This window comes from Sphingomonas sp. NFR15, from assembly GCF_900103265.1.
Classification (GTDB): domain Bacteria; phylum Pseudomonadota; class Alphaproteobacteria; order Sphingomonadales; family Sphingomonadaceae; genus Sphingomonas; species Sphingomonas pollutisoli.
The window spans coordinates 141078-156677 of the sequence record NZ_FMWX01000007.1; the positions used below are offsets into that span (position 1 = coordinate 141078).

Consider the following 15600-nt stretch of genomic DNA (forward strand, 5'->3'; position numbering starts at 1 on the left):
TTTTTTGCGTGGTTGGAAGGGCAGCGACGACGCCGCAGCGCGGTTCAGTATCTGCCGGTCGGATTGCCGTCGCAAGCTGTTGAAGCGCGATGCCAATACGCATCCGTTCGCACTGAGCGAAGTCGAAGTGCCTGTTCTAAGCGAACCGCCTGTGACACGTCCTTCGACTTCGCTCAGGACGAACGGAATGTCGGATTCCGGTTGGAGCTACGAGATTGAGGTGGAGTCGGCCAAAGCCGTCTCCAGCCAAGCCGGCCACATCGCATCGCCGAGCGCCTCGATGCGGCGCAGTTCGACCATCAGTCCGAGCTCAGGGTAGGACGCACGCGTGCGGTCGCCCGGCTCGCCGAGCGGCGCCACCACGAGCCGGCGGTTGACCTTCGCGCGATAGTTCATGCGAGCGGTATTCTCCTGCCCGACATAGCAGCCCTTGGTGAAGCTGACGCCGTTCAGCTCGCGCGCGTTGCATTCGAGCCAGAGCGTCTGGTCGCTGCCGAGTTCGCCGACCCCCTCGGTCACGCCGCGCGCGAGCCGATGCGCACGCCACGCCGCATCGGCGGGTTCGCCCGCCGCCGCACCGATCCACCGAAAGCCGAGATCCGGCAGGCGCGGATCGGCGAACGCGCCCTGCAGCGACGACCAATGCACCCCGCCCTCGACCGCCTCGATCGTGATCGCGCGGCGCAGGCGGTACATCGAAAGCCGCCGCGTGAGCGCCTCGGCGGCGCTCGCCTCGCAGTCGATCAGCACCGCGTCGCCGTCTGCCCATAGCAGAAAATCGAACAGCGCCTTGCCTTGCGGCGTCAGCAGCCCGGCCCAGCGCGGACCCGAGGCATCGAGCCCGATCACATCCTGCGTGAGCAGGCCTTGCAGAAAGCCGTGCGGGTCGTCTCCGGCGATGCGGATGAGCGTGCGGCCAGCGAGCAGCGTCGGGGTGGTTTCGGTCATCGTCAACAGGTAGGAGGGCTGAGACACAAGCGAAAGAGGCAGACATGGCACGGTTCGATCTGATGCTGACGGGCGGTACGGTGCATCTCCCGAGCGGCCAGGCGCAAACCTCTGTCGGCGTGGTCGCCGGCAAGATCGCGGCGATCGGCGTGAGCGGCGATGCGGGCGAGACGATCGACTGCACGGGGTTGGACATCCTCCCCGGCGTAATCGACACGCAGGTCCACTTCCGCGAGCCGGGTCTGGTCCACAAGGAGGATCTCGAAAGCGGCAGCCGCGCCGCCGTGCTCGGCGGGGTGACCGCGGTGTTCGAAATGCCCAACACCAAGCCCAACACCGACAGCGCCGCCGCGATTACCGACAAGCTGACGCGCGCGCATCATCGCATGTGGTGCGACCACGCCTTCTACGTCGGCGCGACCAACGTGAACGCCTCCGACCTCGCCGAGCTGGAACGGATGCCGGGAACGGCGGGGGTGAAGATCTTCATGGGCGCCTCGACCGGCGACCTGCTCGTGTCGGAGGATTCATCGCTCGCCGAAGTGCTTGCCTCGGGCAAGCGCCGCGTCGCGATCCACGCCGAGGACGAGGCGCGGATGAACGCGCGCGCCGGCGAGCGCATTCCTGGCGATCCTTCGTCGCATCCGGTGTGGCGCGACGACGAAAGCGCCATGCTCGCGACGCGGCGCATCCTCGCGCTGGCGAGGGCGGCGCGGCGGCGAATTCATGTGCTCCACGTCACCACGCCGGCGGAACTCGAACTGCTCTCGCAGCACAAGGACATCGCCACCTGCGAGGTTACGCCGCAGCACCTGACGCTCGCGGGCGAGGAGGCGTATCCCCGGCTCGGCAGCTATGCGCAGATGAACCCGCCGATCCGCTCGGGCGCACACCGCGACGGGCTGTGGCATTGGCTGCGGCAGGGCGTTCCCGACGTGATCGGCTCCGACCATGCGCCGCATACGATCGAGGAGAAAGCCAAGCCCTATCCCGAGTCACCGAGCGGCATGCCGGGGGTGCAGACCTTGCTGCCGCTGCTGCTCAACCATGTCGCGGAGGGCCGTACGACGCTCCAGCGCGTCATCGACCTGACCAGCGCGGGGGCGCAGCGGATCTTCGGGATCGTCGGCAAGGGCCGGATCGCGGTCGGCTATGATGCCGATTTCTCGATCGTCGATTTGAAGGCGCGCTGGACGATCACCGAGGATTGGCTGGCGTCGCGCTGCGGTTGGTCGCCGTTCACGGGGATGGACCTGACCGGCAAGCCGATCGGCACGATCGTGCGCGGCAACCGTGTGATGTGGGACGGCGCGCTGGCCGAGGCGGCGGTGGGTGAGCCGATCCGGTTTGAGGCGGTCGAGTTTGGTTAAGGTCCGATCGTAAGATGATCCGTTCGTGCTGAGCGAAGTCGAAGCACGTGCCGCAAACGCAGCATCTGTGGCACGTCCTTCGACAAGCTCAGGACGAACGGAGGTAAAACGGGCGCTCTTAGAGCGCCCGCGCGTCGCCCTCCGCGAGCAGATGCGTGCAGAGCTGCGCCTCCGGCGTATCTCCAGCCTCGAGCGCGGCGACCGTGACCCAGCCCGCCTCGCGCATCGCCGCGGCCACTGCCGGATCGGTGCCGAGCGGAACGAACAGCCGCCGCCGGTCGATTTCGCCGAGCCCCGCCGCGACGATCGCGTCGGCATAGAGCGAGAAGCCGACAGCGGCCTCTTCCGCGCCATCCTCGTGGACGATCGTGTAGGTGCCGCCGCGCCCGATCTCGCCGCGCACGCCGCTCGCGAAGATCGAGAAGCCGAGCCAGCTTTGATATTCGAAGCCGTGCCGCTCGGTCGGATCGAGCGTCAGCCCGACGCGGCCCTTCAGCCCCTCAGCGATCGCCCACAGCCCGTCGAGCCGCGAGGTGAGCGCGCCGCCGGCGTCGAACGCGCAGAGCCGGTGGTGAGCCGCCTCGAACGGCCCCGCCGCCTCGACCAGCGGCAGATACGCGCGCGCGATCTCCGCCACGCCGCCGGCGTCCTTGGCATCGAGCCGCTCGCTTAGCGCGGCGATCTGCGCTGGGTCGATCGGCAGCGGCCCGTTGGCGAGAATTCCGACCAGATCGGGCAGGGTGAAATCGATCGAAATGTCACGCACGCCCGCTGCTTCCAGCGCCTCGACCGCAACCCCGACGATCTCCGCCGCCGCCGCGACCGTATCTAGGCCGATCAGCTCGCAGCCCATCTGGAGCAATTCGCGCTCGGGGCTGAGCTGCGAGGCACGCAACCGCAGCACCGGACCCGCATAGGAGAGGCGGACCGGGCGCGGGTGATGGCCCATCCGCGTCGCCGCGATACGGCCGATCTGCGCGGTGATGTCGGGCCGGATAGCCAGCGTGCGCTGCGAGACCGGATCGACGAAGCGCACCGCATCCTGCGCGGTCGCCGATTTGAGCCGCCCTGCCAGGCCCTGCTCGAATTCGGCAAGCGCCGGATCCGCGCGCTCATAGCCGTGCTGGAACGCCGCGCCGAGAACCGCCTGTTCGAGCCGCGCGGTCGCGTCGGCAACGGGCGGCAGGCGGTCACGGAAACCTTGGGGGAGGAGCGAGGTCATCGGTGCGGCAATCCATGAAGCCCGATTGGGCGGTCTGTTCGATGCCCTGTAGTTTCTCTGCACAGGAAGAACAGTGGGTGGATTGGCGCGGACGGTCATCGGCGCCCGTTCGTGCTGAGCGAAGTCGAAGCACGTGTTTCGCACGCAGAGCGCTCCGGGCACGCCCTTCGACTTCGCTCAGGGCGAACGGGGGGTGAGCATCGCGCTCACCCCCAAGGCCGGTTTAAAACGCCAGCGCCATCGCGGTCTTCACGCCCGCCAGATCGCGGACCTTGGCGATCAGTTCGGGCGTGACCGGCTCATCGACCGACAGCAGCAGCACCGCTTCGCCGCCCGCCGAGCGGCGGCCGAGGTGGAAGGTACCGATGTTGACGCCCGATTCGCCGAGCAGCGAGCCGAGCCGGCCAATGAAGCCGGGCGCGTCCTCGTTGACGACGTAGAGCATCGGCCCAGCGAGATCGGCCTCGACCTTGATGCCGAACAGCTCGACCAGACGCGGCGCGGCGTCGCCGAACAGCGTGCCCGCGACCGAGCGCTCGCCCGCGTCGGTCTTGACCGAGACGCGCAGCAGCGTGTGATAATCGCCCTCACGCTCGGTCTTCACCTCGCGCACTTCCATGCCGCGCTCCTTGGCGAGCAGCGGCGCGTTGACCATGTTCACCGTATCGGTCTGCGTGCGCAGGAAGCCGTGCAGCACGGCGGAGACGATCGGCTTCGCGTTCAATTCGGTCGCGGCGCCTTCCGTATGGATCGAGATGCGCGGCACCGCGCCGCGCGTGAGCTGGCCGACCAGGCTGCCGAGCTTCTCAGCGAGCGCCATGTATGGCTTGAGGCGCGGCGCTTCCTCCGCCGACAGCGACGGCACGTTGAGCGCGTTGGTGATCCCGCCCGAGACCAGGTAGTCGGCCATCTGCTCGGCGACCTGGATCGCGACGTTGACCTGCGCTTCGTTGGTCGAGGCGCCGAGGTGCGGGGTCGAGATGAAGTTGGGCGTGCCGAACAGCGGCGATTCCTTGGCCGGCTCGGTCACGAACACGTCGAGCGCCGCGCCGCCGATATGGCCCGAATCGAGACCTTCCTTGAGCGCCGCTTCGTCGATCAGCCCGCCGCGGGCGCAGTTGATGATGCGAACGCCCTTCTTGGTCTTGGCGAGATTCTCGGCCGAGAGGATGTTGCGGGTCTGGTCGGTGAGCGGGGTGTGCAGGGTGATGAAGTCGGCGCGGGCGAGCAGTTCGTCGAGCTCGACCTTCTCGACGCCGAGTTCGAGCGCACGCTCGGGCGACAGGAACGGATCGAACGCCACTACCTTCATGCGGAGGCCAAGCGCACGGTCGGCGACGATCGAGCCGATGTTGCCGGCGCCGATCAGCCCGAGCGTCTTGCCGGTCACTTCGACGCCCATGAAGCGGTTCTTCTCCCACTTGCCGGCCTGAGTCGACTTATCGGCCTCCGGCAGATCGCGGGCGAGCGCGAACATCAGCGCGATGGCGTGCTCGGCGGTGGTGATCGAATTGCCGAACGGGGTGTTCATCACCACCACGCCGGCGGCGGAAGCGGCGGGGATATCGACATTGTCGACACCGATACCGGCGCGGCCGACCACCTTGAGGTTGGTCGCGGCGCTGAGGATGTCCTTGGTGACCTTGGTCGAGCTGCGGATCGCGAGCCCGTCATACTGGCCGATGATTGCTTTCAGCTCCTCGGGGGTCTTGCCGGTGATCTCGTCGACCTCAACGCCGCGCTCGCGGAAGATTTGCGCGGCTTTGGGGTCCATTTTGTCGCTGATTAGAACTTTAGGCATGTCATCAAGTCCTTCGAAACCCGTTCGTGCTGAGCTTGTCGAAGCACGTGTCCTGGACACGCCCTTCGACAAGCTCAGGGCGAACGGAGGAGAGTTGGCCCGCTTTACGGATAGCGGCTCAGGCGGCGACCGGTGCCTTGGCGGCGGCATAGGCCCAGTCGAGCCACGGCCCGAGCGCCTCGATATCGGCGGTGTCGACCGTCGCGCCGCACCAGATCCGCAGGCCCGCCGGGGCATCGCGGTAGCCGGCGACGTCGAACGCCGCGCCCTGCTTTTCGAGCAGGCCGGCGAAGGTCTTGATGAACGCTTCGTCCGCGCCCTTCACCGTCAGGCACACGCTGGTCTTCGAGCGCGACGCTTCGTCCTCGGCGAGATGGCCGAGCCAGTCGCGCTCCGACACGATCTTATCGAGCGCGGCAGCATTGGCGTCGCTGCGCGCGATCAGCCCTTCGGCACCGCCGATCGACTTGGCCCATTCGAGTGCGAAGATCGCATCCTCGACCGCAAGCATCGACGGGGTGTTGATCGTCTCGCCCTTGAAGATGCCTTCGGCGAGCTTCCCCTTGGCCATCAGGCGGAACACCTTGGGGAGCGGCCAGGCCGGGGTGTAGTTTTCGAGCCGCTCGACCGCGCGCGGGCCGAGGATGAGCACGCCATGGCCGCCTTCGCCGCCCAGCACCTTCTGCCAGGAGAAGGTGGCGACGTCGATCTTGTCCCACGGCAGCGGATAGGCGAACACCGCGCTGGTCGCGTCGGCGAACGAGAGACCCTCGCGATCGTCGGCGATCCAGTCGCCGTTCGGAACACGCACGCCCGAGGTGGTGCCGTTCCAGGTGAACAGCACGTCGGTCGACCAGTCGATGGTGGTGAGATCGGGAAGCTGGCCGTAATCGGCGCGGATCACGGTCGGATCGAGCTTCAGTTGCTTGACGGCATCCGTCACCCAGCCTTCGCCGAAGCTTTCCCAGGCGAGGGTGGTGACGCCGCGCGCGCCGAGCATCGTCCACATCGCCATCTCGAACGCGCCGGTGTCGGAGCCGGGGACGATGCCGATGCGATGGGTGTCGGGCAGGTTGAGCAACTCGCGCATCAAATCGATGCAATAGGCGAGGCGGGTCTTGCCGATCTTCGAGCGGTGCGAACGGCCGAGCGATTCGGTGGCGAGCGCGTCGGCGGACCAGCCCGGAGGCTTGGCGCAGGGGCCGGAGCTGAAGAAGGGGCGCGCAGGCTTATGCGCAGGAAGCACGGGTAGGTCAGTCATATAGTCTCTCCTTGCAGAGAGCACGCGCGGCGTTGGGACCGCGTGGCCCGGGGCCGGCTGTAACGTCGATCGGCGGGGTGTCAACCAGATGCGTTGTTCGCTTCATCTCAAACCGGTCATGCCAGACTTGTTCCGGCGTCCACGGTGCAGCAAGAACGGTGCGTGTTGCGTTCGCTGACAGGTGGATGCCGGAACAAGTCCGGCATGACGAAGTGGCTGGTGCTGCCGGCACTCGCCATGCTGGCCGGATGCGGCACCAACAGGCCCGCCCCGCGCCCGCGCGGATCGAAACCGGTCACGCTCGCGATCCCGACCAGCCGGGAGACGCAGGCCTGCTACACCGATCTTTCGCGCGAGGCGGTGCGGTTCAGTCCGCTCGCGGATCGTGACTATGGCGGCGGTTGCCGGGTCGCCGGCGCGGTGCAGTTGATCGACATCGGCGTGCCCGTCACCAACCTGACCGCGATGCGCTGCGGCCTCGCGCGGAGCTTCGGCGGCTGGGTGCGGCACGCGGCGGTCCCGGCCGCGCGCCAGATGCTCGGCAGCGATCTGGTACGGGTCGAGAGCATGGGAACCTACGCCTGCCGCAACACGGTGGGCACGGCGCGGCCGATGTTGTCCGGTCACGCCATCGCCAACGCGGTCGATGTCGGGGCGTTCGTGCTCGAGGACGGGCGGCGGATCAGCGTGCTGAACGGCTGGCAATCGCCCGATCCGCAAGTCCGCGCGTTCCTCCGCGTCCTGCACGATTCGGCGTGCAAGCGCTTCGGCACGGTGCTCAGCCCCGATTACAACGCGGTGCATCGCAACCATCTTCACCTGGAGGACGATCACAAGAGCTTCTGCCGGTAAGGCGCGAGCGGTGAGAGGATCGTGCTCGCCGGGGTTCAATCTCCCCCCACTATCCCCTACATAGCGCCAAATGAGTGATACCCATGTACCGTCGCGCGTCTTTCCGCGCGCTCGCCAGGATGCCGAAAAAGCCAAGACCGGCGTCAGCACCCCCCAAACCGAAACCCCGGCCTACCGCCTCGCTTTCCAGGATATGGATTTCCTGCTGCGCGAGGATCTGCGTCCGGTGCGTTTCCAGCTCGAACTGCTCAAGCCCGAACTGATCCTCGAAGAGGCGAACATCGCCTCGACTTTCGTGTTCTACGGTTCGGCGCGCATCCCGGAGCCTGCCAAGGCGCAGGCGATGCTCGATCTCGCGCAGGGCGATGAAGCGCGGGTGATCGCCGAGCGGCTGGTCGCCAAATCGCATTATTACGATGTCGCGCGCGAACTCGCCGGCCTGGCGAGCCGCTTCCCCAACGACGAGGCGGGCAAGCGCCACTTCGTCGTCTGTTCGGGCGGCGGCCCCTCGATCATGGAAGCCGCCAACCGCGGCGCGGCCGAGGCGGGGCATGAATCGATCGGCCTCAACATCGTGCTGCCGCACGAACAGGCGCCAAACCGGTATGTCACCCCGGCGCTGTCGATGCAGTTCCACTATTTCGCGCTGCGCAAGATGCATTTCCTGCTCCACGCGCGCGCGCTGGCGGCGTTCCCCGGCGGGTTCGGCACGTTCGACGAACTGTTCGAGCTGCTCACGCTGATCCAGACCGGTAAGATCGCGCCGATTCCGGTGCTGCTCTACGGTCGCGATTTCTGGAACCGCGTCGTCGATTTTCAGGCGTTGGTCGAGGAAGGGGTGGTCTCGCGCCGCGATCTCAACATCTTCAAGTTCGTCGAGACGGCGCAGGAAGGCTGGGACGTGGTACGCGACTTCTACCGTGACGCCGATCCGGCGGTGTTTCCGGCGGAGTGATCCGCTTCTTCGACCGTTCGCACTGAGCGAAGTCGGAGCGCATGCCCGCGCGCATGCGCTTGCGGCACGTCCTTCGACTTCGCTCAGGACGAACGGGGGCTGAGCGTCAGGCACGTCAACCCACCCGTTCGTGCCGAGCGAAGTCGAGGCACCTACGCTTCGTTGGCCCCTCGACTTCGCCCGGGGCGAACGGATAGGGTGGTCACTTCTCCGCAGGGGCCGCCGCGTTCGCGGGCGTGGCGACATTCGACAGGCCTTCCGCGCTCGGCTTGGCTTCTTCGCCCGGCGCGGCGGGGGCGGCACCGGGGGGTGCCTTGGCGTCGGTCGCGGTCGGCGCGCCGGCTTGCGGGGCGGGCAGCGGCAGGTTCGAACCCTGCTGATTGAGGTAGAGGATCACGTCGGCACGGTCCTTGGCGGCCGACAGGCCGGCGAAGGTCATCTTGGTGCCGGGCACATATTTGCGCGGGCTGGCGAGCCACTGGTTGAGCGCCTCGAAATCCCAGGTGCCGCCCTTGCCCTTCAACGCGTCGGAGAAGGCGAAGCCGCCCTTGCCCTGGCCCTTGGCCTCGCCGACCGTGCCCCACAGGTTCGGGCCGATGCCGTTGGCGCCGCCCTGATTGATCGTGTGGCAGGCGGCGCATTTCTTGAAGACTTCGGCGCCGTGGGCGGCATCGGCCTTGGCGAGCAGGTTGGCGATCGGTTCCTCGGCCTCGCCGCCGCCGGCATCGGCGGCGACGCCCTCGACGGGATAACCGGCTTTCTCTGGCTTTTCCGCCGTGAACAGAGTGCTGCCCGCGATGGTCAGCGCCAGCGCGGCGGCACACGCGCCCAGCGTCCACCCCGCGATCGTGTTTGTACGGCTGTCCATCGTTGCGTGGCCCCTCTCCGATATTATCCCACCCTTAGATTCGCCGGCACGCCACCGCAAGCCAAGCTTGTGCGCGGCGGGCGCCATCGCTAGGGCCTCGCCGATCATGGAAAACTTCGCAGCACCGGCGCGACCGATCGTCGCGCGCATGATCGAACAAGCCGCCGCCGCGCCGCACCGCGCGGTCGCGTTCCAGGGCGCGCCGGGGGCCAATTCGCACATCGCCGCGCTGGAAGCGTTTCCGGGCTGTCTGCCGCTGCCCTGTTTCGACTTCTCCGACGCGATCGACGCGGTGCGCGAGGGGCTTGCGGACTGCGCGATCATCCCGATCGAGAATTCGCTTCACGGGCGCGTCGCCGATATCCATTTCCTGCTCCCCGAATCGGGGCTGACCATCACCGGCGAACATTTCCTGCCGATCCGCTATGCGCTGATGGGGCTGGGGCCGGTTAGCGGCGTGCGGGACGCAATGAGCCATCCGCAGGCGCTCGGCCAATGCCGCCACTGGCTGCGCGAGCACGGTATCGCACCGGTCAGCTATCCCGATACCGCGGGTGCGGCGGCGATGGTGGTCGAACTCGGCGACCCCGCCACCGCCGCGCTCGCCCCTCCGGGCGCCGCCGAGATCTACGGCCTGGAAACGCTCGCCACCGACATCGCCGACGCCGACCACAACACCACCCGCTTCGTCGTGCTGGCGCGCGCCGGCCATCCGCCCACCGGCGAGGGGCCGTTCATGACGACGCTGATCTTCAAGGTGAAGAACGTGCCCGCCGCACTCTACAAGGCGATGGGCGGGTTCGCGACCAATGGCGTCAACATGACCAAGCTGGAAAGCTATCAGCAGGGCGGCACCTTCGCCGCGACCGAATTCTATTGCGATATCGAGGGCCGCCCCGGCGACCCCAATGTCGACCGCGCGCTGGAGGAACTGGGCTTCCATTCGAAATCGATGCGCGTGCTGGGCGCGTATCCGAGGGCGAGGGCGCGGGGCTGAGCCCGCCGCATTCCCGCGCGAAATCGAGGGACATGCGCGGGAGCACAGGTGTCTCGATGTCGCTCGACCCGAACGGTCTGGGCTAAGCGTCCTTGGCCCAAGCATGCAGCAGCGTGTTGGCGATCGCATAGGGCGGCGGCGGCAGGAACGAACCCGGTTCGCCCGCGAGGATCCGGCGCACCTCTTCGCGCGGCACCCACATCGCATCCTCAAGTTCGTTGGTGTCGAGCGTGATGCGGTCGTCGTCGGCGCAGCCGATGCACGCGATCATCAGCGAGGAGGGGAACGGCCAGGGCTGGCTGGCGATGTAGCGCACCTCGCGCACGCGCACGCCGGCTTCCTCGGCGATCTCGCGCACGACCGCTTCCTCGATGCTTTCGCCGGGTTCGAGGAATCCCGCCAGCGCCGAATAGCGCCCCGGTGGAAACGTGGGCTGCCGCCCGAGCAGCGCACGCCCCTCATGTTCGGCGATCATGATGACGACCGGATCGACACGCGGAAAATGCTCGGCGTGGCAGTTCGGGCACAGGCGCGCCCAGCCGGCGCGAAACATCTCGGTCGGTGCGCCGCAATTGGCGCAGAAGCGGTGGCGCGCGTGCCAATCGAGCACGCTGCGCGCACCCGCATAGGTCGCGGCCTCGCCGGGGGCGAACCGGCCGAGCAGATCCATCAGCCGCGCCGAGCGACGCGAAGGCGCGGCCCCCGCCGCCGAGAAGGCGGCGAAATACGGCACGCCGCCGCCAAGCCCGAGCAGTACGAGTTCGGCGTCCTCCGGCGCGTCCGCCAGACCGGTCCAGATCAGCCGGCCCTCGCCGTCCACGTCGGGCTCATAGCCATCGAGCCTGAGCAGCCGCGCGGCGGGATCACGCGCGGCGGCGGCGAAGCCTTCGGGATCGTGGCGCAGCGCGTCCGACCGGTCGAGCAGTCCGCCGGTGAAGCCGGGCGCGATCACCGATAGCGCGCCAGATCGGTGCGCAACGCCTTGGCGACATCGCTGCGGATCGGCCATTTGTCGCTCGGCAGATAGTTGACCATGACGGTGCCGCGGAAGCGCCGTACCGGATCGACCCAGAAGATCGTTCCGGCGGCCCCGCCCCAGGCATAGGTGCCCTTGTGCGCGCCGCCCGGCACATCGACGAGGGTGACCGAGCCGCCCGCGCCATAGCCCATCGTCGCGGCACCGCCGGCGGTGCCGCCGGTCGCGCCCGACACGCTGGTATAGGTCACGCCCGGCGGCAGCAGGTTCGACATCATCAGCGCAGCCGTCTCCGGCTTGACGAGCCGCACCCCGTCGAGCGCGCCGCCATCTTGCAACAGGTGCGTGAAGCGATCGTAATCGCGCGCCGAGGAGACCAGCCCGGCGCCGCCATAGGGGAAGCTCGGCGGCTGGAGGAACACCGAACTCGCGCCCCGATCGAGGGGGACGCGCCCGTCGCCGACCCAGACATAGCCGGTCGCCAGCCGCTTCGCCTCGCTGCCCGGCACGGTGAAATAGGTCGAGGTCATGCCGAGCGGCGTGAAGATGCGCGTTTGCAGGAAGCGATCGAACGGCATCCCGCTCGCCACCTCAATCACGCGGCCCATCACGTCGAGGCCGATCGAATAGCTCCATTTGGTGCCCGGCTCGGCGATCAGCGGCAGCGTGGCGACCGTGTTGGCGAAATCCTCAAGCGTCTTGGGGCGGGTGAGCCGCATCTTCGCCTCGCTCTTGGCGTCGGCGGTGAAGGGGGTGATGCCCGCTTTCTCATAGGCGTCGAGCAGCGGCCCGCGCGTGATGATCGTATAGCCGAGGCCGGCGGTGTGGGTCAGCAACTGGCGGATCGTGATCGGGCTGGCGGCGGGTTTGCTCGCCAGCGAATCGGGGCTGATCTGCACCCGCATCGTCTTGAACGCGGGAATGAAGTCCGACACCGGCTGGTCGAGCCCGATCTTGCCCTGTTCGATCAGCATCATCGCGGCGAGCGCGGTGATCGGCTTGGTCATCGAATAGACCCGCCACAGGCTGTCGGGCCCGGCGGCGGGGGCGGTCGCCTCGTCGGCGATGCGCCCGGCCGAGACGAACACGGTCGGCAGGTCGCCCGCGCCGAACGCGCCGACGATGCCGGGCGTCTTGTCGGTACGAACGTAGGATTCGAACAATGCCTGCGTGTCGGGCAGGGGACTCGTCGTGGCCACGGACGCTGGCGCGGAGGCCGGCATCGCCTGGAACGCGAGCGCGCCGCTCGCCAGCAATGCGGCCAGCGCGGCCCCCGAAGCGATCTGTCGGATCATGCGGTCACTCTCCTGATTTCAGCGGCGGCCTTGGCGAAAACGGTCGGCAGCCCGGCTGATTCGAGATCGGCGACGGGCCACCATTCGCCGGCCACCGCATGCCCGTGCGCCTGGCCGATCGCAAGCGCGAGTTCGAGGCGGAAATGGGTGAAGACATGTCCCACCGTGCCGGACAGCATCTGCCAGTTCGACCGCACCGGCGCGTCCGCCAGCACCGGCGGCGCGGCGGCCCACGGCCCGGTCGGGAGCGCGCGCATCCCGCCGAGCAGACCCTTGGGCGGGCGGCGCACCAACAGCACGCGGCCGGCATCCTCCAGCCAGAAGATCGTGCCGTAGCGCTGCGGCTTCGCCGCCCTGGCGGGTTTGACCGGGTAGGCATCGGCCATGCCCGCCGCATGCGCGAGACACGCTGCGCTGAGCGGGCAGGCGAGGCAGGCGGGGTTGCGCGGCGTACAGACGCTCGACCCTAGGTCCATCATCGCCTGCGCGAAGTCGCCGGGCCGGTCGGCCGGGGTGATCGTGTCGGTTGCGGCGCGGATCGTCTCCATCGCGGCGGGGAGCGGCGTGGCGATCGCGAACAGCCGCGCCACCACGCGCGCGACATTGGCGTCGACCACCGCCGCGCGTTCGCCAAAGGCGATCGCGGCGATCGCGGCGGCGGTATAAGCGCCGACGCCCGGCAAGGCGCGCAGCCCCGCCTCGGTCTCGGGAAACGCGCCCGCCGCGGCGACCACGCGCGCGCAGGCGATCAGGTTGCGCGCCCGCGCATAGTAGCCGAGCCCCGCCCAGGCGGCCATCAGCTCGGCCTCGTCGGCCGCCGCCAGCGCATCCACGCTTGGCCAGCGCGCGACGAACATCTCGAACTTGGGCCGCACCGCCGCGACCGTGGTCTGCTGGAGCATGATCTCGGACAGCCACACCCGGTACGGGTCGGCGCGCGGGTGTCCGGGTGGGCTGCGCCACGGCAAGGCGCGGGCATGCGCATCGTACCAGTCGAGCAAAGGCCCGGCGATGTTGGAAGGAAGCTTGGCGCGCACGCCCCGGCTATGGCATGGACTGCGCGATGAGCAAACGTCGCCCTCCCACCGAACCGGCGCCCGCGCCGCGTCGCGGCGGCGGCGCACGCGCGGTCGCCGAACTGCTGCCCGACGCGACTCGCACCGCCTTCCGCCGGTTCGGCTTCGTCCAGAGCGCCGTCGTGACGCGCTGGGGCGAGATCGTCGGCAGCCGCTATGCCGGTGTGTCGGCGCCCGAATCGATCAAATTCCCGCAGGGCGAGCGCAGCGGCGGCACGCTCAACCTGGTCGTGCGCGGCGCGCATGCGACGATGATGCAGCATATCGCGCCCGAGATCGTCGAGCGCGTCAACCGCTTCTTCGGCTATGACGCGGTCGCGCGCGTGCTGATCCGCCAGGGCGACGTGCCCGCGCCCCGCCCGCGCGCCGCGCCGCCGTCGCTCAAGCCAGTGCCGGTCGAGCTCGGCGCCAGCCTGCGGGCGATCGCGGACCCGGAATTGAAAGCGGTGCTCGAGGCGCTGGCGGCGGGCGTCGCATCGACGCGCGGCGCGCCGACAGTAGGGAAGGGTGAGGAATGAAGCGTTGGCTGGCGGCTCTGCTGGTGATTCTGGGGCTGGCGGCGCTCCCCGCCGCCGCCGCCGCCGCGCCCGACTGGACCAAGGTCGCGAGCAAGACCGCGAGCGGCGCGTATGTGATCGGCAACCCGAAAGCCAAGGTGAAGCTGATCGAATATCTCAGCTACACCTGCCCGCATTGCGGCGCGTTCAGTGTCGAGTCAGCGGCGACGCTCAAGGACACGTTCGTGAAGTCCGGCTCGACCAGCATCGAAGTGCGCAACGCGGTGCGGGATCGCGTCGATCTCGCCGCCGCGCAGCTCGCGCGCTGCGCCGGCCCGGCGGGCTTCTCGGCGACCACTGACGCGATCTTCGCGCAGCAGCAGGCATGGCTGCCGCGCGCGTTCGACTATGACCAGATCAACGGCGCGCGACTGGCCAGCTATCCGGTCGGCGCGCAGTTGAAGAAGATCGCGACCGGCGGCGGGCTTGACCAAATGATGCGCGGGCGCGGGATGAGCGACGCGGCGATCGACGCATGCTTCGCCGACGAGGCCGGCATCGCCGCCATCGCCAAGCTGAGCGACGCATCGTGGAAGGAGGTGCGCTCCACCCCGTCCTTCGTGCTCAACGGCAAGCCCTATGAATACAAAGGCTGGGCCGATCTCGAAAAGGCGCTGCGTGCCGCCGGCGCCCACTGACCCTTTTTCTCCAGGAGCTAACTCAGAATGACCATGCGTTTGTCGGTCGCGATCGTCGCGGCGATCACCCTCGCCGCTTGCAAGCCCGCCGCCGATACCGGCGGCAGTGGCGCGACGTCGGCGCCGGTCGCCGCCAAGCCCGCGCCGGCCGGCCAGAGCTGGGTGGATACCGTCGCCAAGACCGACGACGGCGGCTACCGCATGGGCAACCCCGATGCGCCGGTGAAGCTGATCGAATATGGCTCGCGCACCTGCCCGCATTGCGGCGTGTTCGATGCCGAGGGTCTGCCCAAGCTGAAGGCCGGGCCGATCGCGGCGGGCAAGCTCTCGTACGAATTCCATGATTATCCGGTCCACAACCAGCTCGATCTCGGCCCGATCCTGCTCGGCCAGTGCGTCGAGCCGGCGCAATTCTTCCCGATGCTCGACCAGATGTTCGCCAACCAGGAATCGCTGATCTACCGCAAGGACCAGATCCCCGCCGCCGATCAGGCCCGGCTCAACACCGCGACGCCCGCCGAGGTCATTTCGTACCTCGCCAACTTCTACGGCTATCTCGATTTCGTGAAGCAGCGCGGCGTGCCCGAGGCCAAGGCCAAGGCGTGCCTCGCCGACGGCAAGGCGCTCGAGGCGATCGCCAAGCAGACCGACACCGCCAACCAGAAATACAATATCACTGGCACGCCGACCTTCATCGTCAACGGCAAGGTCGTGCCCAATGCGGCGGCGTACGAGCAGCTCGAACCCGCGCTGAAGGCCGCCGGCGCGCTGTAACGCGCTAGGC

At 68.2% G+C, this 15600-nt stretch carries 15 protein-coding genes; 7 read left to right on the plus strand and 8 right to left on the minus strand.

The genetic code is table 11. The annotated features are described in order from the left end of the window. Window positions 1-207: 207 nt before the first annotated feature. Window positions 208-948 (minus strand): CAF17-like 4Fe-4S cluster assembly/insertion protein YgfZ, encoded by a 741-nt coding sequence (locus BLS81_RS15860; protein WP_093225313.1) that lies wholly within the window; start codon window positions 946-948, stop codon window positions 208-210. Window positions 949-992: 44 nt separating this feature from the next. Between BLS81_RS15860 and BLS81_RS15865 the strand changes: the two genes are divergently transcribed. Then, the gene (locus BLS81_RS15865; RefSeq protein ID WP_093225314.1) at window positions 993-2318 is read left to right on the plus strand and encodes a dihydroorotase; all 1326 of its coding nucleotides are present in this window, start codon (window positions 993-995) and stop codon (window positions 2316-2318) included. Window positions 2319-2436: 118 nt separating this feature from the next. On the opposite strand, the gene BLS81_RS15870 is transcribed toward BLS81_RS15865, so the two are convergent. From BLS81_RS15870 to BLS81_RS15880, 3 genes are all read right to left on the minus strand, one after another. Then, entirely contained in the window at window positions 2437-3540 is a 1104-nt protein-coding gene (locus tag BLS81_RS15870) for an ATP phosphoribosyltransferase regulatory subunit (protein ID WP_093225316.1), read from the minus strand. A 223-nt stretch (window positions 3541-3763) separates the two neighbouring features. Next, complete coding sequence (gene serA, locus BLS81_RS15875) at window positions 3764-5341, minus strand: phosphoglycerate dehydrogenase (RefSeq protein WP_093225317.1); 1578 nt, start codon at window positions 5339-5341, stop codon at window positions 3764-3766. A gap of 118 nt (window positions 5342-5459) precedes the next feature. Further along, window positions 5460-6602, minus strand: coding sequence for a phosphoserine transaminase (locus tag BLS81_RS15880; RefSeq protein WP_093225319.1), 1143 nt, complete (start codon window positions 6600-6602; stop codon window positions 5460-5462). 204 nt (window positions 6603-6806) lie between these two features. Here BLS81_RS15880 and BLS81_RS15885 point away from each other — a divergent pair, with 204 nt between their 5' ends. Both BLS81_RS15885 and BLS81_RS15890 read left to right on the plus strand, forming a co-directional pair. Then, window positions 6807-7454, plus strand: a complete 648-nt coding sequence (locus BLS81_RS15885; RefSeq protein WP_093225320.1) for an extensin family protein — start codon at window positions 6807-6809, stop codon at window positions 7452-7454. Window positions 7455-7524: 70 nt separating this feature from the next. After that, window positions 7525-8409: an LOG family protein gene (locus tag BLS81_RS15890; protein WP_093225322.1), complete on the plus strand. Its 885-nt coding sequence runs from the start codon at window positions 7525-7527 to the stop codon at window positions 8407-8409. 202 nt (window positions 8410-8611) lie between these two features. Here BLS81_RS15890 and BLS81_RS15895 read toward each other — a convergent pair whose 3' ends face one another. Beyond that, window positions 8612-9277: a c-type cytochrome gene (locus BLS81_RS15895; RefSeq protein ID WP_093225323.1), complete on the minus strand. Its 666-nt coding sequence runs from the start codon at window positions 9275-9277 to the stop codon at window positions 8612-8614. A gap of 106 nt (window positions 9278-9383) precedes the next feature. On the opposite strand from BLS81_RS15895, the gene BLS81_RS15900 reads away from it, so the two are divergent. Then, window positions 9384-10274 (plus strand): prephenate dehydratase, encoded by an 891-nt coding sequence (locus BLS81_RS15900; protein WP_093225324.1) that lies wholly within the window; start codon window positions 9384-9386, stop codon window positions 10272-10274. Window positions 10275-10356: 82 nt separating this feature from the next. Here the strand turns inward: BLS81_RS15900 and nudC are convergent, their stop codons facing one another. Genes nudC through BLS81_RS15915 form a run of 3 tightly spaced genes read right to left on the minus strand, consistent with a single transcriptional unit; the run spans window position 10357 to window position 13546 of the window. Then, complete coding sequence (gene nudC / locus BLS81_RS15905; RefSeq protein ID WP_093225325.1) at window positions 10357-11226, minus strand: NAD(+) diphosphatase; 870 nt, start codon at window positions 11224-11226, stop codon at window positions 10357-10359. Next, window positions 11223-12545 carry a serine hydrolase domain-containing protein gene (locus tag BLS81_RS15910; protein ID WP_093225327.1) on the minus strand — a complete coding sequence of 441 codons (1323 nt, stop codon included), beginning with the start codon at window positions 12543-12545 and terminating at the stop codon, window positions 11223-11225. Before BLS81_RS15910 ends, nudC begins: the two co-directional genes overlap by 4 nt. After that, window positions 12542-13546: an A/G-specific adenine glycosylase gene (locus BLS81_RS15915; RefSeq protein WP_093225498.1), complete on the minus strand. Its 1005-nt coding sequence runs from the start codon at window positions 13544-13546 to the stop codon at window positions 12542-12544. The genes BLS81_RS15910 and BLS81_RS15915 overlap by 4 nt, the downstream gene beginning before the upstream one ends. A gap of 50 nt (window positions 13547-13596) precedes the next feature. Here BLS81_RS15915 and BLS81_RS15920 point away from each other — a divergent pair, with 50 nt between their 5' ends. From BLS81_RS15920 to BLS81_RS15930, 3 genes are read left to right on the plus strand one after another with little or no spacing between them, the layout of a single operon-like run. After that, window positions 13597-14139, plus strand: coding sequence for a DUF721 domain-containing protein (locus tag BLS81_RS15920; protein WP_093225328.1), 543 nt, complete (start codon window positions 13597-13599; stop codon window positions 14137-14139). Continuing rightward, window positions 14136-14816 (plus strand): DsbA family protein, encoded by a 681-nt coding sequence (locus BLS81_RS15925; protein ID WP_093225330.1) that lies wholly within the window; start codon window positions 14136-14138, stop codon window positions 14814-14816. The genes BLS81_RS15920 and BLS81_RS15925 overlap by 4 nt, the downstream gene beginning before the upstream one ends. A gap of 27 nt (window positions 14817-14843) precedes the next feature. Next, window positions 14844-15590: a DsbA family protein gene (locus BLS81_RS15930; RefSeq protein WP_093225332.1), complete on the plus strand. Its 747-nt coding sequence runs from the start codon at window positions 14844-14846 to the stop codon at window positions 15588-15590. The last annotated feature ends 10 nt before the right edge of the window (window positions 15591-15600 follow it).

What these genes read in the sequence shown, in the direction of transcription:
- BLS81_RS15860 (WP_093225313.1), bottom strand. Translation starts at nt 948, where the DNA reads ATGACCGAAACCACCCCGACGCTGCTCGCTGGCCGCACGCTCATCCGC.
- BLS81_RS15865 (WP_093225314.1), top strand. Translation starts at nt 993, where the DNA reads ATGGCACGGTTCGATCTGATGCTGACGGGCGGTACGGTGCATCTCCCG.
- BLS81_RS15870 (WP_093225316.1), bottom strand. Translation starts at nt 3,540, where the DNA reads ATGACCTCGCTCCTCCCCCAAGGTTTCCGTGACCGCCTGCCGCCCGTT.
- serA (WP_093225317.1), bottom strand. Translation starts at nt 5,341, where the DNA reads ATGCCTAAAGTTCTAATCAGCGACAAAATGGACCCCAAAGCCGCGCAA.
- BLS81_RS15880 (WP_093225319.1), bottom strand. Translation starts at nt 6,602, where the DNA reads ATGACTGACCTACCCGTGCTTCCTGCGCATAAGCCTGCGCGCCCCTTC.
- BLS81_RS15885 (WP_093225320.1), top strand. Translation starts at nt 6,807, where the DNA reads ATGACGAAGTGGCTGGTGCTGCCGGCACTCGCCATGCTGGCCGGATGC.
- BLS81_RS15890 (WP_093225322.1), top strand. Translation starts at nt 7,525, where the DNA reads ATGAGTGATACCCATGTACCGTCGCGCGTCTTTCCGCGCGCTCGCCAG.
- BLS81_RS15895 (WP_093225323.1), bottom strand. Translation starts at nt 9,277, where the DNA reads ATGGACAGCCGTACAAACACGATCGCGGGGTGGACGCTGGGCGCGTGT.
- BLS81_RS15900 (WP_093225324.1), top strand. Translation starts at nt 9,384, where the DNA reads ATGGAAAACTTCGCAGCACCGGCGCGACCGATCGTCGCGCGCATGATC.
- BLS81_RS15910 (WP_093225327.1), bottom strand. Translation starts at nt 12,545, where the DNA reads ATGATCCGACAGATCGCTTCGGGGGCCGCGCTGGCCGCATTGCTGGCG.
- BLS81_RS15920 (WP_093225328.1), top strand. Translation starts at nt 13,597, where the DNA reads ATGGACTGCGCGATGAGCAAACGTCGCCCTCCCACCGAACCGGCGCCC.
- BLS81_RS15925 (WP_093225330.1), top strand. Translation starts at nt 14,136, where the DNA reads ATGAAGCGTTGGCTGGCGGCTCTGCTGGTGATTCTGGGGCTGGCGGCG.
- BLS81_RS15930 (WP_093225332.1), top strand. Translation starts at nt 14,844, where the DNA reads ATGACCATGCGTTTGTCGGTCGCGATCGTCGCGGCGATCACCCTCGCC.